Annotated in this window: 16 protein-coding genes, 1 tRNA gene and 2 pseudogenes; 10 read left to right on the forward strand and 9 right to left on the reverse strand. The window is 71.2% G+C overall.

All coding sequences use genetic code 11. The features are described 5' to 3' along the window. The 3 genes from ACWDR3_RS38820 to ACWDR3_RS38830 form a co-directional block, all read left to right on the forward strand. Nucleotides 1–839 (forward strand): FtsX-like permease family protein (locus tag ACWDR3_RS38820; protein ID WP_450357301.1); only part of this gene is annotated, 839 nt, incomplete at its 5' end. Between the two features lies 1 nt (nucleotide 840). Further along, on the forward strand, nucleotides 841–3,756 hold the full coding sequence (locus tag ACWDR3_RS38825; protein ID WP_450357302.1) for an FtsX-like permease family protein: 2,916 nt from the start codon (nucleotides 841–843) through the stop codon (nucleotides 3,754–3,756). A gap of 193 nt (nucleotides 3,757–3,949) precedes the next feature. Continuing rightward, the gene (locus tag ACWDR3_RS38830) at nucleotides 3,950–4,912 is read left to right on the forward strand and encodes an ABC transporter ATP-binding protein (RefSeq protein WP_450357303.1); all 963 of its coding nucleotides are present in this window, start codon (nucleotides 3,950–3,952) and stop codon (nucleotides 4,910–4,912) included. A 38-nt stretch (nucleotides 4,913–4,950) separates the two neighbouring features. Here the strand turns inward: ACWDR3_RS38830 and ACWDR3_RS38835 are convergent, their stop codons facing one another. The 5 genes and pseudogenes from ACWDR3_RS38835 to ACWDR3_RS38855 all read right to left on the reverse strand — a co-directional run bounded on the left by ACWDR3_RS38835 (nucleotide 4,951) and on the right by ACWDR3_RS38855 (nucleotide 10,709). Further along, nucleotides 4,951–5,622 (reverse strand): hypothetical protein, encoded by a 672-nt coding sequence (locus ACWDR3_RS38835; protein WP_450357304.1) that lies wholly within the window; start codon nucleotides 5,620–5,622, stop codon nucleotides 4,951–4,953. Next, entirely contained in the window at nucleotides 5,619–6,047 is a 429-nt protein-coding gene (locus ACWDR3_RS38840) for an acyl-CoA thioesterase (RefSeq protein WP_450357305.1), read from the reverse strand. The genes ACWDR3_RS38835 and ACWDR3_RS38840 overlap by 4 nt, the downstream gene beginning before the upstream one ends. Nucleotides 6,048–6,053: 6 nt before the next feature. Beyond that, nucleotides 6,054–7,718, reverse strand: coding sequence for an energy-dependent translational throttle protein EttA (ettA, locus tag ACWDR3_RS38845; protein WP_450357306.1), 1,665 nt, complete (start codon nucleotides 7,716–7,718; stop codon nucleotides 6,054–6,056). Nucleotides 7,719–7,956: 238 nt separating this feature from the next. Continuing rightward, nucleotides 7,957–8,087, reverse strand: a pseudogene (locus ACWDR3_RS38850) (GntR family transcriptional regulator); the annotation flags it as partial. A gap of 1,956 nt (nucleotides 8,088–10,043) precedes the next feature. Next, nucleotides 10,044–10,709: a TetR/AcrR family transcriptional regulator gene (locus ACWDR3_RS38855; RefSeq protein ID WP_450357307.1), complete on the reverse strand. Its 666-nt coding sequence runs from the start codon at nucleotides 10,707–10,709 to the stop codon at nucleotides 10,044–10,046. An 84-nt stretch (nucleotides 10,710–10,793) separates the two neighbouring features. Here ACWDR3_RS38855 and ACWDR3_RS38860 point away from each other — a divergent pair, with 84 nt between their 5' ends. Continuing rightward, nucleotides 10,794–11,567, forward strand: a complete 774-nt coding sequence (locus ACWDR3_RS38860; RefSeq protein WP_450357308.1) for an SDR family oxidoreductase — start codon at nucleotides 10,794–10,796, stop codon at nucleotides 11,565–11,567. Nucleotides 11,568–11,621: 54 nt separating this feature from the next. On the opposite strand, the gene ACWDR3_RS38865 is transcribed toward ACWDR3_RS38860, so the two are convergent. The 4 genes from ACWDR3_RS38865 to ACWDR3_RS38880 all read right to left on the reverse strand — a co-directional run bounded on the left by ACWDR3_RS38865 (nucleotide 11,622) and on the right by ACWDR3_RS38880 (nucleotide 17,776). Beyond that, a complete protein-coding gene (locus ACWDR3_RS38865) occupies nucleotides 11,622–13,031 on the reverse strand; it encodes a Cys-Gln thioester bond-forming surface protein (protein WP_450357309.1) in 1,410 nt (469 codons plus the stop codon). Between the two features lie 270 nt (nucleotides 13,032–13,301). After that, nucleotides 13,302–13,775: a single-stranded DNA-binding protein gene (locus ACWDR3_RS38870; RefSeq protein ID WP_450357310.1), complete on the reverse strand. Its 474-nt coding sequence runs from the start codon at nucleotides 13,773–13,775 to the stop codon at nucleotides 13,302–13,304. A 329-nt stretch (nucleotides 13,776–14,104) separates the two neighbouring features. Then, the gene (locus ACWDR3_RS38875) at nucleotides 14,105–16,165 is read right to left on the reverse strand and encodes a GTP-binding protein (RefSeq protein ID WP_450357311.1); all 2,061 of its coding nucleotides are present in this window, start codon (nucleotides 16,163–16,165) and stop codon (nucleotides 14,105–14,107) included. 3 nt (nucleotides 16,166–16,168) lie between these two features. Further along, entirely contained in the window at nucleotides 16,169–17,776 is a 1,608-nt protein-coding gene (locus ACWDR3_RS38880) for a dynamin family protein (protein WP_450357312.1), read from the reverse strand. A gap of 323 nt (nucleotides 17,777–18,099) precedes the next feature. On the opposite strand from ACWDR3_RS38880, the gene ACWDR3_RS38885 reads away from it, so the two are divergent. The 6 genes and pseudogenes from ACWDR3_RS38885 to ACWDR3_RS38910 all read left to right on the forward strand — a co-directional run. Further along, a tRNA-Arg gene (locus ACWDR3_RS38885) sits at nucleotides 18,100–18,172 on the forward strand. After that, nucleotides 18,165–18,305, forward strand: a pseudogene (locus tag ACWDR3_RS38890) (IS5/IS1182 family transposase); the annotation flags it as partial. The gene ACWDR3_RS38885 and the pseudogene ACWDR3_RS38890, both read left to right, overlap by 8 nt. A 303-nt stretch (nucleotides 18,306–18,608) precedes the next feature. Continuing rightward, nucleotides 18,609–19,193: a (2Fe-2S)-binding protein gene (locus ACWDR3_RS38895; RefSeq protein WP_450357313.1), complete on the forward strand. Its 585-nt coding sequence runs from the start codon at nucleotides 18,609–18,611 to the stop codon at nucleotides 19,191–19,193. Beyond that, nucleotides 19,193–20,164, forward strand: a complete 972-nt coding sequence (locus tag ACWDR3_RS38900; protein ID WP_450357314.1) for an FAD binding domain-containing protein — start codon at nucleotides 19,193–19,195, stop codon at nucleotides 20,162–20,164. Before ACWDR3_RS38895 ends, ACWDR3_RS38900 begins: the two co-directional genes overlap by 1 nt. A gap of 1 nt (nucleotide 20,165) precedes the next feature. Then, nucleotides 20,166–22,382 carry a xanthine dehydrogenase family protein molybdopterin-binding subunit gene (locus tag ACWDR3_RS38905; RefSeq protein WP_450357315.1) on the forward strand — a complete coding sequence of 739 codons (2,217 nt, stop codon included), beginning with the start codon at nucleotides 20,166–20,168 and terminating at the stop codon, nucleotides 22,380–22,382. A 60-nt stretch (nucleotides 22,383–22,442) separates the two neighbouring features. Beyond that, nucleotides 22,443–23,250 (forward strand): XdhC family protein (locus ACWDR3_RS38910; RefSeq protein ID WP_450357316.1); only part of this gene is annotated, 808 nt, incomplete at its 3' end.

The following is a 23,250-nucleotide window of genomic DNA, read 5'->3' on the forward strand; positions in this document are numbered from 1 at the left end:
GGATCGCCCCCGCGGTGACCGTGCGCGTCCAGGTGGCGCAGCCGAAGCCGCCCGAGGTCACCGCCGTCGTGACGGACCGCTTCCTCACCTCGGCGGGCGCGCACACCGGGGACCGCGTGGACGTGACGTTCGGCGGCCAGAACGTGCCCGTGCGGATCGTCGACTCCGTACGGGAGTTGCCGACGACGAGCGACACGGACGGCGGCGCGCTGCTGGTCGATCTGCCGTCCGTGAACCGGGTGTTGGAGACGCGGTACGGCATCAGCGTCACGCCCACGGAGTGGTGGCTGCGCACCGACGCCGGCGGCTCGGGCCAGGTCGCCACGGCGCTGCGGGCGCTGCCCGACATGGATCCCGCGCAGGTCGTGGTGCGCGACGAGATGGCGGCGCAACTGCGCGACGACCCGTTCGGCGCGGGCCCGGAGGCGGCGTTCGGCGCGGCGGCCGGGGTCGCGGCGGCGCTGGCCGCGGTCGGGTTCGCGGTGAGCGCGGCGGGATCGCTGCGCGAGCGCGGCGCCGAACTCGCCGTGCTGCGCGCCCTGGGCGCCCCGCGCCGCCGGCTGGCCCGCATGATCGCCCTCGAACAGGGCGTCCTGGTGGCGCTGGCCCTGGTCGTGGGTACGGCTCTCGGCGCGGTGCTGACCCGGGCGGTGATCCCGCTGATCGTGCTGACGGGCGAGGCGGCCCGGCCGGTGCCGTCCGTGCTGGTCGAACTGCCCGTCCCCCAGGTCGCGTTGCTGCTCGTCGCGGTGGCGGTGGCCCCGCTGCTGGTCACCGGGGCGCTGGCGCTGCGGCGGGCGGATCCGGTGGTGTCGTTGCGGGATTCGGGGGGTGAGTGAGATGGGCCGATTCTTTGGCGGGCGGGTGCGGGCCCGAGGCGCCCGTACGCCGGTACTGGCCCCCTGGGTCCGTACCCGGCTGCGTACCGCCCCCGGCGCCGCCTGTGCGCTCGCGCTGCTCGTCGCGCTGACCGCGTGCCTCGCCGCGGCCCTGCCCCGGGCGGTCGACCGGTACGAGGACGCGGGGCTGCGGCACGCCGTCGAGCGGGCGCGCCCGGACACCACCAGCGTGGACGTGTCCGCGGAGCAGCCCGACCTCCTCATGTCGCAGGGCATGCGGGAGGACGCGCTGCGCCCCGACCGGCTCGGCGCGCAGTACCGGCAGGTCGTCGACGCCGTGCCGCGCCCGCTCGTCGCCGACCCCGGCCAGTCGACGTACGGGGTGCGGACCGCCGCCCCGATGGAGGCGCCGGACGCCTTCCTGCCGCGGCCCAACGGCGTGCCCGCGCAGGTCTCCCTCACCGCGCAGCACGACCTCGCCGGACACGTCCGCTCGGTGACCGGCCGGCTGCCGCGCGCCTCGGAGCAGGTGACCACCACCACGGCCGAGGTGGAGGCCGCGGTCAGCGCCGAGACCGCGAAGCGCATGCACATCAAGGTCGGTTCGGTGATCCACGTGCCCGGCGTGGAACGCGGCCCGCTCGCCGTGCGCGTCACCGGCATCGTCACCCCGCGCGACCCGAACGGCGCCTACTGGGCGACCCGGCCCCTTCTGCGCACCCCCAGCCTGATCCTCCTGCCGGGCGCGGGCGCGGAGGGCGACCGGTACTGGCTCGGCAGCCTGCTGCTTGCCCCCGAGGCCGCCCCCGCGCTGCTGGGCACGCCCGGAAACCCGTTGCGCTACTGGCAGTTGGCGCCGGCCCCGGGCGATCTGCACGCCTACGAACTCGACGGCCTGAAGGCCGCGATCGCCTCCCTGGAGGGCGGCCCGGTCCTGCGCGAGATGCGCACCCGCACCGACCCGACCACCGACGTGAGCACCCACCTCGACGAGGTCCTCGTCACCTACACCGACCTGCGCTCGGGCATCCGCCCGCTCGTGGCCGTGGCCGTCGTCGGCACCGGCACGGTCGCCGCGATCGTCCTGCTGATGGCGGGCGGCCTCGCCGCCGACCGCCGCCGCTCCGAACTGCTCCTGCTGCGCGCCCGCGGTGGATCCCTGCGCGGGGTCACGGGCCGCCTGCTGGCGGAGACGTCGATCGTGTCCCTGCCCGCCGGCGCCCTCGGTCTCGCGGTCGCGCTGCTCGCCCTCCCCGGCGGCCGGCTCTCCTACGCCGTCGCCGCGGCGGCAGGCGCCACCGCCGTCGCCTGCACGGCCCTGCCCCTGCGCGCGGCGGCCGTCCACCGCGTGGTGCGACTGCACGGCGCCCGAGAGGACGTGGCATCCGTACGACCGTCCCGGCGCCGTACGGTCGCGGAGCTCACCCTGCTCGTCGTGACGCTCGGCGCGGTCGAGACCCTGCGCCGCAGGGGCACGTCCGGCGACGAACTCGCCGCCCTCGCCCCGGTGTTGGTGGGCGTGGCCGCGGCCCTGGTCCTGGTCCGCCTCTACCCGCTCCCGCTGCGCGGCCTGGCCCGCCCGGCGGCCCGGCTGCGCGGCGCGGTGGGCCATCTGTCCCTGGCCCGCGCGGGCCGCACCTCCGCCTCCGCGGTGCTGCCCCTGCTGGCCCTCCTGACCGCCCTCACCACGGCGGCCTTCGGCGGCTCGGTCCTGGCGGGCGTGAGCGAGGCCCGCGACCAGGCCGCGCTCTCCACCGTGGGCGCCGACGCCCGCGTCGAGGGCACCGGCGCGCTGCCGGCGTCCCTGTCGGACCGCGTGCGCGGTCTGTCAGGGGTCCGGGAGTCGACGGCGGTGAGCATCAGCTACCAGGCCAAGCCGAACGGCGACCGACGGTCGGTGCCGGTGGCGGGCGTGGACCCGCGGAGCTACGCGGAGTTGACGTCACGGACGGGGCAAGGGGCTTTTGGGGCGGGGGAGTTGAGAGTCCGGGCGGGGGATGAGTCGGGCGTGGGGTCTGGAACGGGGTCGGGGTCGGGGTCGGGGTCGGGGTCGGGGTCGGGGTCGGGCGAGGATTCCAGTACGGGGTCGGGAGCGGGGTCCGGCACAGGGGCGAGCGCGGGGTCCGGCACCGGGTCGGGCGCGGGGTCCGGCACGGGGGCGACCGTGTTGCCGGCCATCGCCTCGCCCGCCGTCGCCGCCACCTACGGCACCCGGCCCTTCCCCGTCCGTCTGGAGGACGGCACCAACGTCACCGTCCGCATCACACTGGTCCTCGACCGCACGCCCGCCGTCATCGGCGCCGACTTCCTCGTCGTGGACCGGGCCGGCCTGAGCGCCGAAGCATCCCGCCCGACCGTCCTGCTGCTGACCGGCGACCACCTCGACGGAGCCGCCCTGCGTCGGGCGGCGGGCGGCGCGGCCGTCCTTCTGCGCTCCGAGGAACGGGCCCAGTACGTCGACTCGCCCCTGCAGTCCGGTGCCGAACGCGTCTACACGGCCGCGGTCGCCGCCGGCGCCGGTTACGCCGTCCTCGCACTCCTCCTCTCCCTCGTCCGCGCGGCCCCCGAACGCCGGGCCCTGTTGGCCCGACTGCGCACCATGGGCCTGACCCGGGCGCAGGGCCGCCGTCTGCTCGTCCTGGAGTCACTCCCCCAGGCGGTCCTCGCGGCGGCGGGCGGCGCGCTCACGGGCTGGGCGGCGATCCGGCTCCTCTCCCCCGGCATCGACCTCACGACCATCGCCCTGGCCTCCGCCCAAGTCCCGGTGGACGCGGCCGAGTTGCACACGGACGCGGTGTCCCTCACGGTTCCCGCACTGGCGATCATCGCGGTGACGGTGGGAGTCGCGGGAGTGCAGGCGTGGTGGACGGGCCGGCGGGGGTCGGTGGCGGAACTGAGGGTGGGGGACGGCCGATGACCTGCGTGACCGGCGGAATTGAGGGTGCGGGACGGCCGATGACCTGCGTGACCGGCGGAATTGAGAGTGCGGGACCGCCGATGGCCCGTGCGACTCCCGACCAGTGGCCGACCCGTGCGACTCACGACCTGTGGCTGACCCCTGCGACTCACGAACCGCGGCACCGACGAGGCACCGTCCCAGGAGATCTCCGATGACCACGACGAACCCCACCCTCGCCGACCTGGCCCAGCGCGCCACCGCGCACCGCGACCGGCCCGCCTACGGCCACGACGCCCTGATCACCTGCGACCGTCTCGTCCGTATCTTCACCACGGACGGCATCGAGGTGCAGGCGCTCCAGGGGCTCGATCTCCTGGTCCGCGAGGGCGAGTTGATGGCCCTGGTGGGCGCGTCCGGCAGCGGCAAGTCCACACTGATGAACATCCTCGCGGGACTGGACACCCCCACCGCCGGCGCCGCCCGCGTGGCCGGCCACGACCTGCTCGCCATGACCGCCAAGGACCGCCTCGCCTACCGCCGCGACACCATCGGCTTCGTCTGGCAGCAGACCTCCCGCAACCTGCTCCCCTACCTCACCGCCGCCCAGAACGTCGCCCTGCCGATGCAGCTGACCGGCGCCCACGGCCGCCGTTTCCGCCGCGCGCACACCGAACGCGCCCTGGAACTCCTGGAGTTGCTCGGCGTCGCCGAGTGCCGCGACCGGCGCCCGCACCAGATGTCCGGCGGCCAGCAGCAGCGCGTCGCGATCGGCGCGGCCCTCGCCAACAACCCCTCGGTCCTGCTCGCCGACGAACCCACCGGCGAACTCGACTCGCACACCGCGGAACAGGTCTTCGCCGCCTTCCGTACCGCGAACGAGGCTCTGGGCACCACGATCGTCATCGTCACCCACGACCAGGCCGTCGCCGGCGAGGTCCGCCGCACGGTCGCCATCCGCGACGGCCGCACCTCCACGGAGGTCCTGCGCCGCAGCGAGGTCGACGAGACCACGGGCCACGAGACGGTGGTCGCCCGCGAGTACGCCATGCTCGACCGGGCCGGGCGTCTCCAGCTCCCCGCCGAGTACACCGAGGCCCTGGGCATGCGCGACCGCGTCGCGTTGGAACTGGAGCCGGACCACATCGCCGTATGGCCGGACGACAGTGACAGGTGAGACGGCCCGGGGCCGGTATGGGTGCCGGGCGGAACGGCTCAGCGCACGCTGACGCCGAGCGCCCCAAGTCCCGTCGTCCGTACGGCGATCGAACCGTAGGCGGTACGCAGCCGCAGCCACGCGCCGGAGGAGAACAGCCGCCAGTCCCCCGAGGCTCCGCGCAGGAAGCCGAGGGACTGGGCCGCGTGCAGGACCCGTACCGGAAGGGGGGTGTCGCCGACCGTCCGGGACCAGATCTCCCGCCCGATGCGGTCGAGTTCGGCCCGGGTACGCAGTTCGGGCGCCAACTCCTGCGTACGGGACCGGAATTCGGCGACCGCCGCGCCGACGAGGGCGCGCAGCACGTCCGGTGCGGGCAGTCCGGGCACCGGCTTCCAACCGCCGCGCGGCGGGAGGACCCCGGCCCAGGGCGGCCCGGTCACGGCAGCCGGCACGCCGGCCGTGGCGGCCGACTCGTCGACGGACTCCAGGAGTTCGCCCGCGGATACGGTCACGTCCAGCGTGACGTCGAGGCCGTTCTCGTAGGGCTTGGCGAGTCGTACCGTGCGGATCGCCAGTACCTCGAAGGAGGGCGGTCGGCCGAAGACGGCGAGCGCCGTGCCGACCGCCTGGAGGCGCACCGCCGCTCCACGGTCGTAGTGGAGCAGCCGGGAGAGGAAGGCCGCGAGATCCGCCGTCTCCCCCTCGTCGGCGAGGTGCAGCACCGTCATGCGGCGACGGCCCCCTGCTCAGGGTCCGCGGCGGCCGCGTCGTCCGTGTACTCGCGCAGGAACTCCTGCTCCTCGGCGGTGAGTCGGCGCGGCCGCTGGGCCTCGAAGTCGAACGGCACGACCACCGTCGAGGCCCGCACATAGACCAGGTCGTCGTCCTTCACCTCGTAGGTGATGGTGAAGGACGCGGCCCTTATCTGCGTGATCCACAGCTCGATGTCCACCGGGTGGTGCCGGTGGACCAACTGCCGCTTGTAGTCGATCTCGTGGCGCGCCACCACGGACCCCTGCTGGAAGTCCTTGTCCGGGCGGAACAGGAAGTCGATACGGGCCTCCTCCAGATAGCGGAGGAAGACCACGTTGTTCACGTGGCCGTACGCGTCCATGTCCGCCCAGCGAAGGGGGCAGCGGTAGATGTGGCGCAAGATCGATCAGCCCCGGGTCAGCTTCTTGTAGGTGGCGCGGTGCGGCCGGGCGGCGTCCGGTCCGAGCCGCTCGACCTTGTTCTTCTCGTACGACTCGAAGTTGCCCTCGAACCAGAACCACTTGGATTCGCCCTCGTAGGCGAGGATGTGCGTCGCCACCCGGTCCAGGAACCACCGGTCGTGGGAGACGACCACGGCGCAGCCGGGGAATTCGAGGAGCGCGTTCTCCAGCGAGCCGAGGGTCTCGACGTCGAGGTCGTTGGTCGGCTCGTCGAGGAGCAGCAGGTTGCCGCCGAGCTTGAGGGTGAGCGCGAGGTTGAGGCGGTTGCGCTCACCGCCGGAGAGGACGCCGGCGGGCTTCTGCTGGTCGGGACCCTTGAAGCCGAACGCGGAGACGTACGCCCGCGAGGGCATCTCGACCTGGCCGACGTTGATGTAGTCGAGCTCGTCGGAGACGACGGCCCACAGCGTCTTCTTGGGGTCGATGTTCTCGCGGCTCTGGTCGACGTAGCTGATCTTGACGGTCTCGCCGACCTTGATGGAACCGGAGTCCGGCTCCTCCAGGCCCTGGATCATCTTGAACAGGGTGGTCTTGCCCGCGCCGTTGGGGCCGATGACCCCGACGATGCCGTTGCGCGGGAGGGTGAAGCTGAGGTTGTCGATGAGGACCTTGTCGCCGAACGCCTTGCCGAGGTTGTTGACCTCGACGACGACACTGCCCAGGCGCGGGCCCGGCGGGATCTGGATCTCCTCGAAGTCCAGCTTCCGCATCTTGTCGGCCTCGGCGGCCATCTCCTCGTAACGCGCAAGGCGCGCCTTGGACTTGGCCTGCCGCCCCTTGGCGTTGGACCGCACCCACTCCAGCTCGTCCTTCAGACGCTTCGCCCGCTTGGCGTCCTTGGCTCCCTCGACCTTGAGGCGGGTGGCCTTGGTCTCCAGGTACTTGGAGTAGTTGCCCTCGTAGCCGTGCAGGCGGCCGCGGTCGACCTCGCAGATCCAGCCGGCCACGTTGTCCAGGAAGTACCTGTCGTGGGTCACGGCGACGACGGTGCCGGCGTACTTGGCGAGGTGCTGCTCCAGCCAGTTCACCGACTCGGCGTCGAGGTGGTTGGTGGGCTCGTCGAGGAGCAGCAGATCGGGCGCCTCAAGCAGCAGCTTGCAGAGCGCGACGCGGCGCTTCTCACCACCGGAGAGGTTGGCCACGGGCCAGTCGCCGGGCGGGCAGCCCAGCGCGTCCATGGCCTGCTCCAGCTGCGCGTCGAGGTCCCACGCGTTGGCGTGGTCCAGCTCCTCCTGCAGCTTGCCCATCTCGTCGAGCAGCGCGTCGGAGTAGTCGGTCGCCATCAGCTCGGCGATCTCGTTGAACCGGTCGAGCTTGCCCTTGACCTCGGCAACGCCCTCCTGGACGTTCTCCAGGACGTTCTTCTCCTCGTTCAGCGGGGGCTCCTGCAGCAGGATGCCGACGCTGTAACCGGGAGACAGGAACGCGTCACCGTTCGACGGCTGCTCCAGCCCGGCCATGATCTTGAGGACGGTGGACTTACCGGCGCCGTTCGGGCCGACGACGCCGATCTTCGCCCCAGGGAGGAAGCTCAGGGTGACGTCGTCGAGAATCACCTTGTCGCCGTGCGCCTTGCGCGCCTTGCGCATGGTGTAAATGAACTCAGCCAAGAGAAACCGTCCGGCAGCTTGAAATCTGGCAGTGGGCAGATACACCCCATCTTGCCTGACGTCCACACTTGGGTGTTAACCCGTTTGGTCGGGGGGCTGTGACCTGGGGGTTCCTTGGTGGGGTGGGTAGCGGACCTGTCACGGTTTGTTGTCGACGGTCACACTTGAGTGGCGCCTCACGGCCCGGGGACGGCCCAGAGACGACAGGTACGGCACGGCTTGCAGGCCCGGACTCCGCCGACTCCCAGTCCCCGACCTGCCGACAGCCTTCATGTCGGCGCGGAACGGCGACCCGTCGGGCTGCTCACGGGCCATCGATCGCACGACCCGCACCCGTCGCCGGGGCTCGGCAACGTAGGTGCTGCCCGCCTCGAACGTCGCCACGCAGAGTTGGGCCCCGGAGCGTCTGAAGCTCAGCCGACGACAGCCGGCCACGACGGAGGGCCAGTCGACCGTACAGGCGCGTGTGCCTCGCTGTACCCCTGCCGGCCTGAGCCACGCTGTCCGGCCGTCGACCAGGACAAGTCCCGACGGTGGCGCCGCATGGGTGGCCCCTAAGCGATGACCTCTTCGTCCCGAAGCAACTCGTCCGCGCCGCCGGCCAGGAGTCGTGTGCCCTCCGTCTATGGCGATGGTCCGCAGGCGTATGTGGTTGTCCGCCGCTGCGCGCACAAGCCTTTGTGACTCATGGCCTGATCGAGTCAGTTGTAGATCGAGAGATCGATCGGCAGTATGTCGGCGTGGACCAGGGCCTAGCGGCTGTACTCGGAGCGAGTGTCGGCGTCATCGGCACATTAGGTACCGCATGTTTGACGTATTTGGCGACACGACAGCAAGGGCGCGTCGAGCACGGGCATTGGTTACGTGAGCAGCGGCAGCGGGCATACGAGGAATTCCTGATCACTTATGATCGATTCGCCGGAGCCGCTACGGCGTTGGAGGACGCATTACTGGAAGGGCGCGCTGAAGGGCTGCAAGATCTCACAGCAGCCCTCAAAGAGTCGCTTGACACTTTCGCTACTGCCCGAAGTCGGGTTGCAGTTACCGGACCTGCCGCCGCCTCGAAGAGTGCAGGGAAGATCGCTACCCTCTTGCGAGAAGTCGTTAGCGCCCTCAAAGCATGGCAGGATGACTTGCCGTCAGAAGGTGATGCTTCCGAGAAGAGTACTCGGCTGCATGAACTACAGTCGCGAGTTCAATATGCATACCGAGACTTTATCCGCGACGTGCGTAGCGTCTTGGAGTCACCGCCATCGTAAATTCTTCGCAAGTTGCCAATGAATGGCGTGGGCGTGGCCGACGCTAAATCGTTCGCCTGCTCGGCGTTGTCCGGTTTAGAGACTCACACCTTCTCTCGCAGCAGCCTTCCCGGAGCGTTTCTCTGACCTCGCGGGTACTGGCCGCGTTGCCAGCGGTGGCTGTTGGGGGGCGAACGGCGTTTTCCCCACCAGCCGGGGTCCCGGGACGCCGAATGCCTCCGCACCCACCCCTCTCACAACCGTCTGTTCCGTAGCTCTGCAGAGATCAGTCATTTGAGGTCACAGGGGTTGCGGAGAGGGCCGGTGTTCCAGCGGCAGCGCCTCACTGCGCGCCGAGCGGCTGAAGGCCTTCACCTCGATCGCGCACGGCGGACTCTCCACGTCGCACGGGAGACCCGAGGTGCGGACATCCTTTGGATCGCGGGCAGCGACTCGCTCCACTGGATCGCCAGTCACGCCAGGAACCAAGCAGCGTGAACAACTGCCGGGCAGCACATCAGTGGAATGGCGTGTTCCCGGGCATCATGAGCTTGGCTGTCGACGACAGATCCAGTCCGGCCGGGGGGCATACGTGGACAACGGACTAACCGCTCTGGTAGCTGCACTCGTTGGCGTAACTGGGACCTTGCTGGCTCCCATCTTCTCGCAACGGATCGTCTATCGAGTTGGACGCGATAGCGAAGGAACTCACTCAGGCATATCGAGGAGTCAAGCGACTGGAGGAGGGGAACCCGGTGAAGTCATTCGAGGAAATCGAGCAAGATCTCCAAGATCTTTGGGAACGCTGGAAACAGATGCGCGGCTTGATGCGAGGGTGCCTCGGCATCGAAGATCCTCCACCTCAGATGCCCGCCTGGCTAGAGCTGTGGCTTTGCCACGACCCATGGACGACCCAAGCCGCCTCAAACGGCCTTCGTCGGCGGGGAATCTGCTGGTGGGGGCCTTTCGCGCCCTCCTCTGGCAAGCATCACCCCGTCTTGCCTGACGTCCACACTTTGGTGTTACCCGTTTAGTCGGGGGCTGTGACCTGGGGGTTCCTTGGCCAGGGGATAGACAGGGCGTGCACTTAGTCCTGCACGCGACCCGTCGCACCAGTCCCGGACGGCGTCCGCGCAGGCCATGCGAGCAGGGCCAGTTCCGCCGTTTCCGTCAGCTCCGTCGCCGTGCCCCCGTCGCGGGCCCGCTGCGACATGCCCTGGATGATCGCGGCGAAGTACGCGGCCAGCGCGCGGGGATTGGCCGCGTCGGACAGCTCGCCGGCCTCCTGCGCCCCGCGCAGTCGCGCCTCGAAGACGCCCAGGTTCGCGTTGCGCAGGTCTCGTAGGAAGGCCTCCACCTCGGCGTCCTGCGGAGTGACGTTGGTGGCCGCGCTGATCGTCAGGCATCCGGCCGGGTGGGCCGGGTCGGGATAGATGATCGCTGCCTCGCGCAGGATGCGGGTGAAGGCGCCGCGGGCGGTGGGTTCCTCTTCGAGGGCGACGCCCATGAAGGCGCCCACGGGCGAGCGCCCGTAGCTGTGCACCACCTCCTTGAACAGGGACTTCTTGTCGCCGAAGGCCGCGTACAGGCTGCCGGGCCTGATGCCCATCGCCTCCGTCAGCTCGCCGATGGAGGTGGCCTCGTAGCCGCGTTCCCAGAACAGGTGGGTGGCCGCTGTCAGTGCCGCGGCACGGTCGAACGCCCTCGGCCGCCCTCGCTTGGCGCGTGCGTCAGTCACTCCTCTGTCAGTCACCCCTCCATTTTAGAGCGCTCACTCAAGAAGGCGTGTTACCTTTTTTGAGCAATCACTCAACAAATCGGGGAGTGGCCAACAGCCATGGGTACACACGCACTTGAGGGAAAGACCGCACTGGTCACCGGCGGCAGCCGCGGCATCGGCCGGGCCATCGCGCAACGACTCGGGCGGGACGGCGCCACCGTCGCCGTCGCCTACGCGCGCGAGGAGACAGCAGCTGACGAGGTCGTCGAACGCATCCGTAAGGACGGCGGCCGGGCCTTCCCCCTGCACGCCGAGCTGGGACGGCACGGTGACGCGACCGCCCTGTGGGCCGCCTTCGACGCCCAGGTCGATGCCCACGCACCCAACGGTGGCGTCGACATCATCGTCAACAACGCCGGCATCGGCCGCAGCTCCGCCCTGGCGTCGCTGACCGAGGACGCCTTCGATGCGGTCTTCGCCGTGAACGTCCGCGCACCGTTCTTCATCGTGCAGCAAGGGCTGGAGCGGCTGCGTGACGGAGGGCGGATCATCAACATCTCCAGCGGTGCGGCCCGCCTCGCCATGCCGGAGATCATCGCCTACGGCGCCACCAAGGGCGCGCTCGACACCTTCACCCTCAACCTCGCCAAGGAACTGGGCCCCCGAGGCATCACCGCCAACTCGGTGGCTCCCGGCATCATCGACACCGACGTCAACGCGAGCTGGCTACGCGGCAATCCGCAGGCCGAAGCCCACGCGGCGTCCCTGGCAGCGCTGGGCCGAGTCGGCCGGCCGGAGGACGTGGCCGACATCGTGGCGTTCCTCGCGTCCGACGACGCACGCTGGGTGACCGGCCGGGTGATCGACGCGACGGGCGGTTCCGGGCTGTGAGCTGCCGGCCGCTGTAAGCCGCCCGCCACCGCGAGACGCACGCCGCCGCGACCGTCACCTTTCCGCCGACATCTCCTTCTTGCGGACCAGCACCAGCGCCGCCCCGCCGATCACGACCAGGCCGATGGCGACGCCCGCGATCAGAGGGGTCGCGCTGGAGCTGCCCGTCGCGGCGAGGTTGGTGTCGTCCGCGACGCCTCCCACCGTGGCCGGGCTCGGCTCGCTGAGGGTCTGGACCGCCTCGCCGCCCGCGCTGCCCTGCGTCTTGCAGTCGAGGACCCCGGTGAAGCGCTGCTCGAAGCCGCTCGGCCCGGTGATCGTGAAGTCGTACGCCTGGTCCTCCTGCAAGGGGACCGTCACCGTGCGCGACTCCCCCGCCGGGATGCTGTACTCCTCGCCCAGCAGCGCGAAGGTGAACGCCTCGTCGCCCTGATTGGCCGCGGTGAGGTCCAGGCCGCCCTTGGCGCAGTTCTTCACCGCGGACAGTGCCGGTATGGCTCCCTGGCTCGCCCAGCTCGCGCTCGCCGTCGCCGAGACCGTCGACTCGCTGGAACCGGCCAGGATCTGCGTCTGGCTCCGGCTCTCGGAGGCGAAGGCACGGCCGACCGGCACGGTCGTCGAGGCCTGCACGGTCAGCTCCGCCGAGCCGGCGGCGGTGTCCTCGGGCACGTCGAAGAAGACCTGGCTGCCGTCCACCGCGGACGTGATCGGCTTGCCGTCCTTGCCTACGATCCGCACACCACTGATGGCGGCGTCCGCCGGCGGCGTCAGCGTCACGCCGGCCGCGTTCGTGTGCACGGTCACCGGTCCGAGCAGCTCGCCTGGGTGGCCGGAGACGGCGGGCGGGTCGAGGGTGAGCGAGGACTTGGGCTCCGTCAGGTCGGCCGCGCTCTTGTGCAGGTAGTCCGCGAGCCGCTCGGCCTGCGGGTCGACCGCGTCGACGTCGGCCCCGTCCGAGTAGCGCCAGATGGCGACCTGCGTGCCGGCCGCCGCGTCCTGCTCGGTCAGACCGCCCTGGACGCCCGCCCTGGCGGCGAGCGCCGCGAGGTCGTTGACCTGCGGGTAGGAGTTCTGCAGGATCCAACGGATCTTGCCGGCGTCCTTGTTGGCGGCCAGTGAGGTGCCGCTCCAGGCGGTCTCGTGGTACTTCGCGTCCCGCTGCGTGGGGTTGTGGATGTCGACGCAGTACGTCTGCAGGGTGCCGCCGCCGTCCACGGACATCTCGAACAGCCCCGCCGAGACCTCCTGGTCCCCGCCGGCGTCGTGGATCACGGCCGCGCCGTACGTCTTCAGGGCGCCTATGGTCGCGGTCGCCCCGCCCTGACTCTGCGTCGTCTCCTCGGCGGCCGCCGATCCGGCCCCGGCCAGCGCACCGGCGGCGACGAGTCCGGACACAAGAGTGGCGGCGGCCAGCCGGGCCGCGCCTCGCCTGCACACGGACAGCACAGAGAACGAAGAAAGCACCAAATTCCCCTTCGAGCAGGACCCGTTGACGTGGGGGGTGTGGTCCCACCAGCAGAATCAGAAGCCCCGAGAGATATCACCGGCATCCTAGGGACGCGGCACACCACGCCTCCCGGTCATACCGTCGGACAAACGATCCGACTCGGAATCGTTATCGCCCGGACCGCGTCCGAGCAGGGCTTATCGACAAATCCACCGGGCCGCACCAGGCCGCACCCGGCGCATTCGCCGATAAGCCGCAGTCCGGTCACCTCGGGGCACTGTCCACCATCACGTCACCGCGAGAGGTTCCGGCTCCTGTGGGGACAAGTCCGCCTCCGAACCACCCGGCGGTGTCTCCCAGTTGGGCTCAGGTTCCGCGGACGCGGCGGCCGTCCCCGGCTCCTGCTTGTTCGCCCGCCGGAAGGCCGACGTACCCCGCGCGAGGTCGTGCCCGATGGCCACCGCGTCGAGGTCCGCCGAGGTCCAGCTCTGCCCCTCGCGCACGTCCGTGCGCACCTTCAGCCGGCCCTGCACGATGACGGGGTCGCCCACGCTGAGCGACGCCGCCGCGTTCGTCGCGAGCTGCCTGTTCGCCCACACCGTGAAGAAGTTGGTGTGCCCGTCGGTCCATGTGTTCTTCTCGCGATCCAGATAACGCGAGGTCACCGCGAGCCGGAACCGCGCGGACGGTCCCGACGCCAGCTCCCGGTACACCGGCTGCGTCGCCACGTTCCCCACGGCACAGATGATCGTCTCGTTCATCACGAACCCCTCCCTCGCCCGGCCGCGGAGACCGGGCGGACATGCCTACGGGCCCGTCCCGTACGGCTGCGTCTGCGTCTTTCGCCGCCGCGGCGATCACGTCCGTCGCGATCGCCGCACCGCCAGACTGCCTCCGTCGGACCGGGCCCGCCGAGCCCTGTGGACCGCCCTCCGCCTGTGGAAAACTCCGTCACCCGGACGAGTGATCCACCGTCACGGCCGAGTTCACCTGGTGCCGTTGGCCGACTGGTTCACCCGGTCACACCCTCAACGCCGCCCACCCCCACATGACCGCCCTCGGCGCCACCCCACCCCCCGCACGACCGCCCTCACCGCGTCCCCGCCGCCGCCCCCACCCCCGTGACCCGCCCGAACTGCTCCCGAACCTCCCGGTACCGCAGCAGCTCCGCCGCCACCGGATCCAGTACCCGGGCCCGCCCACACCCGGCGGCCGCCTCCCGCAACCGCCGTTCCGCGTCCGTGCCGTACCGCCGCGCAGGACCGCGTGCCGCCATCCGGCAGCTCCACTCGACGAGAGGGCCGCCGATGATCCCGGCCACCATGAGCAGCACCGGCACCCCGAGGTTCGGCGCCATGAAGCCGATGATCTGGCCCAGCAGCCACAGCCCGCCCACGACCTGAAGGATCGTCATGGCGGCCTGGGTCAGGACGGCCCCCGGCCACCAGCCCGGCCGCGGCGGTCGCCCAGGAGGCAGTCCGGCCCGCGCCGCCAGTTCGTCGAGCGCCTCGGGCAACCCCTGTGAGCCCCGTACGGCCGCCTCGCGCACCGCCTGCGCCCACGGCGCGGGCAGCCCGGCCGAGGCCCGGTCGGCCAGCGTCCGTACCGCCTGTTCGACGCGCTGGCGGGCCGTGGCCTCCTCGTCCTCCTGCGTGCGCAACGGGAGCCGCCCCGTGGGGGTTTCGTACCGGTCCTGGTACCAGCGCCACAGCCGCAGCCAGGGCGTCCCGCACGCGCGGTTGGCGTTGCGCAGCCACGCGCGCTCGGCGGCCTCGCCCGCCGCGGTGGCGCCCACCGCGTCCGCGAGCCGTCCGGCGAACTCGTCGCGCGCCTCCTCGCTGAGGCCGGTGCGCCGCCGGGTGGCGTAGACGGGCCGCAGGTCCATCGCGGCGGCGTCCAGGTCGGCCGAGATACGGCGCGCAGGGGCGCCACGCTCCGCGACGAACTGGCCGAGCGACTCGCGCAGTTCACCGATGCCGTCCCCGGTGAGGGCGGACAGCGCGAGCACGGTGGCGCCCGGTTCGCCGTACTCGCCGAGCGCGATGCCATCCTCGTCGAGGAGTCGTCGTAGGTCGTCGAGGACCTGCTCGGTGGCCTCTCCGGGCAGCCGGTCGATCTGGTTGAGGACGACGAACATGACCTCCGCGTGGCCCGCCATCGGCCGCAGATAGCGCTCGTGCAGCATGGCGTCCGCGTACTTCTCGGGGTCGACGACCCAGATGACCGCGTCGACGAGCGCCAGGACGCGGTCCACCTGCTCCCGGTGCTGCACGGCCGCCGAGTCGTGGTCGGGCAGGTCCACCAGGACGAGCCCGCGCAACTGCGCCTCCGCCTCGGCGCTCTGCAACGGCCGCCGCCGCAGCCGGGGCGGGATGCCGAGGCGCTCGATGAGGCCCGCGGCCCCGTCGCTCCAACTGCACGCGATGGGGGCCGCGGTCGTGGGCCTTCGTACGCCGGTCTCGGAGATCGCGACGCCGGCGAGCGCGTTGAACAGCTGCGACTTGCCGCTGCCCGTCGCGCCCGCGATGGCCACGACGGTGTGCTGCCCGGACAGCCGGCGCCTCGCGGCCGCCTCGTCCAGCACCCGCCCGGCCTCGGCGAGGGTCCGGCTGTCGAGCCGGGTCCGCGAGAGCCCCACCAGCTCCCGCAACGCGTCGAGCCGCGACCGCAGATGACCGTCGTAGGCGAGCGGGGCGGCCATCGCCTGCGCGCTCGGCCCCCTGGTCTCCACGACGGGCGGGGGTACGTACCCGGGCGCGACGGTCCCGTCCTCGGCCACGCGGCGTGCGATCAGCCCGTCGTCCCAGACGCTCGCGCCTTCGACGGAGGCGGATACGGATGCGGCGGCGGACTCCGTACGACTGTGGGTGTCGTCGTCCTTACGTCCGCTGCCGGCGTCGGTGTCAGCGCTCGCACCCGTGCGGTTCTCGTCGTCCTCTCCGAGGGGGTGGCCGTCCGAAGTGCCCTCTACAGGGGGGCTGTTTTCGGATGCGTCCCCTACAGGGAGGCCGTTTTCAGAAACGCCCTCTTCAAGGGACCCCTTTTCCGGACGCCCGTCCGCGCTCTCGGTCTCCCCAACCTGATCGGCATGATCCGTGTGATCCATGTGGTCGGCGTGATCCGTGTGGTCCTGGTCAGTGATGGCGGTCACCGGTCACCTCTCCTTCTGCAGTACGGACAGCGCGGCGATGAGTTCGGCCTGGGGTTCGGGGTGTACGTCGAGTGCGTCGAGGGGCGCGAGGCGGCGCTCGCGCTCCGTGTGGATGACGCGGTCCACGTACTCGGCGAGCAGCCGCCCGCCCCGGTCGCGCAGCCGCAGCGCTCCGTGCGCGCCGATCCGCTCGGCGAGCCCCTCACCGGCCGAACGCGCCCTGCGTCCGCCCAGGAGCGCGGTGGCGACCAGTACGGCGACCACCTCGGGGTCCGGCGCGACGGTGCGGTCGAGGTCGCGCACCTCCTCCTCGGCGTACTCCTCCAGTTCGCGCCGCCAGCGCCGTACCGCCATCCCGATGCGGTGCTCGGCGCTCTCCAGGGAGGGGTCGCGGTCGGCGAGTCCGGGGGCGCCCGCCGCGGGTTCGCGCCGCCAGTTCTCGTCGACGCGCTCGTCGGCGGCGGTGACGGCGCACAGCAAGAGGGCCGCCAGGCTCTCCATGAGGGCGTCGAGGAGCTCACCGGCGGAGCAGTCGACCGGGAACGCGCGCCAGCGCTTCAGCGCGTCCCCCGCGAGCACGGCGCCCGCCTGCAACCGCCCTCGTACGCGCGCGTGCTCGCTGTCGTAGGCCGCGTCGACGGCGGAGGTGAGCCGGAGGGCGGCGGCGTACTGCGCGGCGGCGGCGCTGGCCAGTTCGGGCATCCGGGACTTGAGCGAGTCGAGGACGCCGTACGCGGTGCGGGCCAGGGTGTGCTGCCGGTTGGCGGGGTCCTGCACCTGGTGGATGAGCCAGTTCCGCAGCGAGGCGACGGCGGTGGCCGGCAGCAGCCCGCCGCCCCAGGCCGACTCGGGGAGTTCGGGCACGGTGAAGCGCGGTACGTCGCCGAGGCCGGCCTTGGTGAGCAGCGCCGCGTACTGCCGGGACACCTCGGAGGCGACCTGGTGCGGGACGCGGTCCAGGACCGTCACGAGGGCGGCGTCGTACTCCTTGGCGGTACGCAGCAGATGCCAGGGGACGGCGTCGGCGTAGCGGGCGGCCGTGGTGACCATCACCCAGATGTCGGCGGAGCAGATGAGTTCGGCGGCCAGGACGCGGTTGTCGGCGACCAGGGAGTCGATGTCGGGGGCGTCGAGGAGGGCGAGGCCGCGCGGGAGGGTCTCGGCGGTCTCGACGCGCAGTACGCGCGCGGGGTTCTCACCCGGGAGCAGCAGGTCGTCCCCGGGTTCCTGGTGGGGCACCCACACGCGCGTGAGGTCGGGCAGCACCCTCATGCCGCTGAACCAGTGATGGTCCTCCGGATGGCAGACCAGGACCGGCGTGCGCGTGGTCGGCCGCAGGACGCCCGCCTCGCTGACCCGCCGCCCCACAAGGGAGTTGACGAGGGTCGACTTGCCGGCACCGGTGGAACCGCCCACCACGGCCAGCAAGGGTGCTTCGGGCTCTCGCAACCGGGGCACCAAATAGTCGTCGAGCTGTGCGAGCAGTTCGTCGCGGTTGGCACGCGCGCGTGGAGCCCCCGCCAGGGGCAGCGGGAAGCGTGCGGCGGCGACACGGTCGCGCAGGGCGGAGAGTGCGTCGAGCAGCTGAGGCCGTACGTCCAAGGTCACCACATGCGAAGAATGCCCAATTTTAGGGGAATTCTGAAGCATATGAGCATGTCTGCGCGCCGACCGGACACAAGGGATGGAAGGGATGACTGGGACGCGGGCACAGTCCAGGCATAACGAGTGCACAACACCCGGGGCGTGAGGCGCCAAAAGCGATGCACGATTCGTACCTGCCTGCGATTATCAGGACCGCTTCACCGAACCTCCACATCGAGCCACGGAGGCGAAGCAACAGGGACAAGGACGCGGGAGCCCTATCCTTGTCCCCGGCAACGTCACGGATCAGCCCACACCCGGGCAGCACCAGACACGAGGCCACCACACCGGCCCCCGTAGCTCAGTGGATAGAGCAGGCGCCTTCTAAGCGCTTGGCCGCAGGTTCGAGTCCTGCCGGGGGCGCACCGTCTCCGCCCTCCTTCGGGAGGGCGTTTTTGCTGTTCACGATGCCCCGCTCGCCGTCCTACTGACCGGCGGCGACCCCAGTGACGTCACCCAGTTCCCGCCCCTGCTCGACGCGATCCCGTCGGTTCGCCGACGGGTAGCGCCGGTTGCCCTCGCGGACATCAGGGAGCCGATCCACGCACTGCGCCTTGAGGGTGTTCGTCACGTGCGGCGGTGTCCATCGCCCCCTCTGAAGCCCGACCCGATGGCGCCCGATGGCACCCGATGACCGAGGGCGCCAACCACACGGCGGACCGGACCGACCGATCGGAAGGCCCCTCGACGGTTGCTTACCGGAGGATCCTCCGTTAACGTCGTTAACATTCCGGGGACCTCCGGTTCGCGTCACCGTGCCACCGCGTGACGCTGCGTCAGTACGGATGGTGGAGGCATCATGGACGACCCAACGGGCGTCAGGCGGCGCGGATTTCTCGCCGGCGCGGCCGGTACGGCAGGCGCCCTCGCCGTCCCGGGCGCAGGGGGCGACGGACGCGCCCAGGCGGCATCCGACCCGGCCCCGCAGGACGGCGGCACACGCTTCGCCGTCAACGGGCAGGACGTGGAGCTGGAGTTGGACGCGCGCGTCACCCTGCTGGACGCGCTGCGTGAGCGACTGGCCCTGACCGGCACCAAGAAGGGCTGCGACCGCGGGCAGTGCGGGGCGTGCACCGTCCATATCGACGGACGGCGGGTACTGGCCTGTCTGACGCTCGTCGCTTCGGTGCACGGCAAGCAGGTCACGACGATCGAGGGGCTGGCCGACGGCGAGCAACTGCACCCCATGCAGCAGGCGTTCGTGGACTGCGACGGACTCCAGTGCGGGTTCTGCACCCCCGGCCAGATCATGTCGGCGGTGGGGCTGGTCCAGGAGGAAAGGGCCGGGAGCGACGAGGAGATCCGCGAGCACATGTCCGGCAACATCTGCCGGTGCAGCGCCTACCCCAACATCGTCGACGCCGTACGGAAGGGAGCGCGCTGATGCGGCCCATCGAGTTCGTGACAGCGGCGGGCTTGGAGGACGCGCTGCGCCGGTTCGACGCCGGCACGGCCTATCTGGCCGGCGGCACCACCCTCGTCGATCTGATGAAGCTGGAGGTGATGACCCCGAGCAAGGTGCTCGACATCGACCGGCTGCCGCTGAGAGGGATCCACCAGCGCCGCGACGCCCTGCACATCGCGGCCATGGAGCGGATGAGCGACGTAGCCGCCGACAAGACCGTCGTACGGGACTACCCGGTGTTGTCCCAGGCCCTCGCGCTCAGCGCGTCGGGACAGCTGCGGAACATGGCCAGCATCGGCGGCAACCTGCTCCAACGCACCCGCTGTTCCTACTTCAGGGACATCACCTCCGCCTGCAACAAGCGCGAACCCGGCACCGGCTGCCCGGCGCGGGACGGCGTCAACCGCGGACACGCGATCTTCGGTACGAGCGAGTCCTGCGTCGCGACCCATGCCAGCGACCTCGCAGTGGCGCTGGTCGCCCTGGACGCCTCCGTGGTCCTGACCGGACGTGCGGGCTCACGCACGCTGCGGCTGGACGACTTCTACCGCGTTCCCGGCGACACCCCGCACCTGGAGAACCACCTGGGGCCGGGGGAGATCCTCACCGAGGTGGTCGTGCCGAACCTGCACTGGGCCCGCCGCTCGACCTACCTCAAGGTCCGCGACCGGCAGTCCTACGAGTTCGCCCTCACCTCCGCGGCCGTGGCCGTCGACCTGCGGGGCCGCACCGTCCGGGGCGCCCGGATCGCGGTCGGCGGCGTGGGCACCAAGCCCTGGCGGCTGCCCGCTGTCGAACAGGCCCTGCTCGGACGGCAGTTGCGCGAGTCGGCGGTCGTCAAAGCGGTGGAGCACGCCGCCGACGGGGCGGTCCCGCTCCCGTACAACAAGTTCAAGCCGGCTCTGCTGCGCCGAACGCTCGCACGGGCCCTGATGGATCTGGCGAACTGACATGACACAGAGCCTCATCGGTACCCCGGTCAACCGGGTCGACGGCCGCGCCAAGGTCACCGGAGCCGCCGCGTACGCGTCGGACCACGTCCTGCCGCGGATGGTCCACGGCCATCTGGTGCTCAGCACGATCAGCCGCGGCACCGTACGTGCCGTCGACGCCGACCGGGCACGAACCGCCCCCGGAGTGATCGCCGTCTACAGCCCCTTCGACCCGCTGCGGCTGTCTCCGCAGTCACCGGGCGGAGCCGCCGAAGCCTTCGGCGAGATGCGGCCACCGCTCCAGGACCGCGAGGTGCGTTATCGCGGACAGGTCATCGGGCTGGTCGTCGCGGAGAGCATCGAACAGGCCCGGGACGCCGCCGCGTTGATCACGGTGGACTACCGGTCCGAACCCGTCGACCTGTCCTTCGAGGAGAACCTCGACGACGCCGAGGAACTCTCCTATCCGCCCTCCGTGGTGGTGCCCTCCGCGCAGGCCGTCGAGGAGGCCTGGGCCACCAGCCCGGTCCGGCTGCGGCAGACGTACCGTCAGCCCGCCGAGCACCACAACGCGATGGAGCCGCACGCGGCCGTCGCGCGATGGGACGGCGACACCCTCACCCTCCACACCGGCACCCAGGGCCCTGCCCTGCACGCCATCGAGATCGCGACGGGGCTCGGTGTCGAACCGGACCACGTGCACGTGGTCAGCCCGCACGTCGGCGGCGGTTTCGGCGGCAAGGCCACGACCTGGTCACCCACCCTGCTGGCCGCCGCCGCGGCCCGTGCGCTGAACCGCCCGGTCAAGGTCGTGGTCAGCCGGGAACAGCTGTACACCGTGACCGGCCACCGGGCCGCGTCGATCCAGACCGTCGGGCTCGGCAGCGACCGGGACGGACGGCTCCACGTCATCCGGCACGACGGGTACTGCCGCGGCTCGGTCATCGGCAACGGCTTCGAGGCGCCCGCCCTGGCATCCCTGCGCAGCTACCGCGTGCCGAACGTCGCCGCCCGCAACTACACGCTGAAGCTGAACATCCCGCCGGTCACGATCATGCGCGCCCCGGCCGAACAGCCGGGCTCCTTCGGCCTGGAGTGCGCGATCGACGAGCTGGCCGTGGAACTGGGCATCGACCCGCTGGAGATCCGCCGCCGCAACTTCGCCGACGTCCATCCCGGCGAAGGGCTGCCCTGGTCGAGCAACCACCTGGAGGAGTGCTACCGCATCGGCGCCGAACGCATCGGCTGGCACCGCCGTGGCGCCGCTCCCGGCACCACCAAGGACGGCGACTGGCTGGTCGGCCTGGGCATGGCCACCTCGGGGCTGGGCTCTGCGCCGGCCTTCAGCGTGAGTGTGCGCGTGGCGTTCCGCCGCGAGGGCACGGCGGCCGTCGGCACAGCCAACGCCGACATCGGCACGGGCATGCGTACGGTCCTTGCGGTCATGGCGTCCGACGCCCTCGAGCTGCCGCTGTCCCGCATCACGACGGAGCTGGGGGACTCCACGCTGCCCACCACCGAAGCCTCGGCCGCCGGGGCGATCGGCTCGGAGGGGACGGCGAGCGTGGCCCCGGCCGTGCCCCCGGCGGCGAAGGCCGCGATCGCCGCACTCATCGAACACGCGGTGACCCATCCGCGCTCCCCCTTCCACGACATGGCCACCGGCGATCTGCACTACAGCGCCGGCACGCTCTCCGGGAACGGGCGGTCCCTGCGCTTCACCGAACTCCTGGCACGCACGGCGACCCCGGCGGTGGAGGCGGTGGCGACGACACCGGAGGCACCGGCCGAGAGCGAGGTGTCCTTCCAGTCCTTCTCCGCGCACTTCTGCGAGGTCAGGGTCAACCGGTGGACGCGCGAGCCCCGGCTGTCCCGGTTCGTGAGTGTCGTGGACGCCGGCCGGATCATCAGCGAGAAGACCGCCCGCAGCCAGATCGTCGGCGGAGTGATCTGGGGCCTCGGCCAGGCGTTCCTGGAGGACGCCCATCTGGAGACCGACACCGGCCGTATCGCCAACGCCAACCTCGCCGACTACATGGTGGCCGTGAACGCCGACGTCCCCCCGATCGACGTCCACTTCCTCGACTACCCGGACACGGACGTCAGCCCGGTCGGCGCCCGCGGGATCGGCGAACTGGGGGTGATCGGCGCCGCGGCGGCCATCGCCAACGCGGTGCACCACGCGACCGGAACACGCGTCCGGGACCTGCCGATCACCATGGAGAAGCTCCTCTGAGGGCGCTCCCCATGGGCACAAGATCACGCCGACCGCAATGACGTCCAAGGAGACCGGGAGATGCTGGACATCGCCGAGGAGTTGAACCGGTGGGTCGAGCGGGGCCGTGACTTCGCCGTGGCCACCGTTGTGTCCGTCGGCGGCAGCGCCCCGCGTCAGCCGGGCGCGGCCCTCGCGGTGGACGCCGACGGCACGGCGATCGGCTCGGTCTCCGGCGGTTGTGTGGAAGGCGCGGTGTACGAGCTGTGCCTACAAGCCCTCAAGGACGGCGAGAGCGTCCTGGAGCGCTTCGGATACAGCGACGAGGACGCCTTCGCCGTCGGTCTGACCTGCGGTGGCGTCATCGACATCCTGGTGACCCCGGTCCGGGCCGGCGATCCCGTCCGGCCGGTGGTCGCCGCCGCGCTGTCTGCCGCCGCGCGGGGGGAGGCGGCGGCGGTGGCGCGGATCGTCTCCGGGCCTACGGAGCTGACCGGCCGCGCGCTGATGGTCCGGCCCGACGGCTCGTACGAGGGTGGCTTCGGCGCCCATCCGGAGCTGGACCGCACCATCGCCGCTGAGGCGGGTGCGTTCCTGGACGCGGGCCGCACCGGCACTCTGGAGATCGGTGAGCAGGGTTCGCGCTGCGGGGCTCCGCTGACGCTGCTGGTGGAGTCGTCGGTGCCGCCGCCCCGGATGATCGTGTTCGGTGCGATCGACTTCGCGTCGGCGCTGGTGCGGATCGGGAAGTTCCTGGGCTATCGCGTGACGGTGTGCGACGCGCGTCCCGTCTTCGCCACCGCCGCCCGTTTCCCGGAGGCGGACGAGATCGTCGTCGAGTGGCCCCACAAGTACCTGGAGCGGACGCGAGTCGACGGCCGTACCGTCC

This window comes from Streptomyces sp. NPDC001002, from assembly GCF_053599215.1.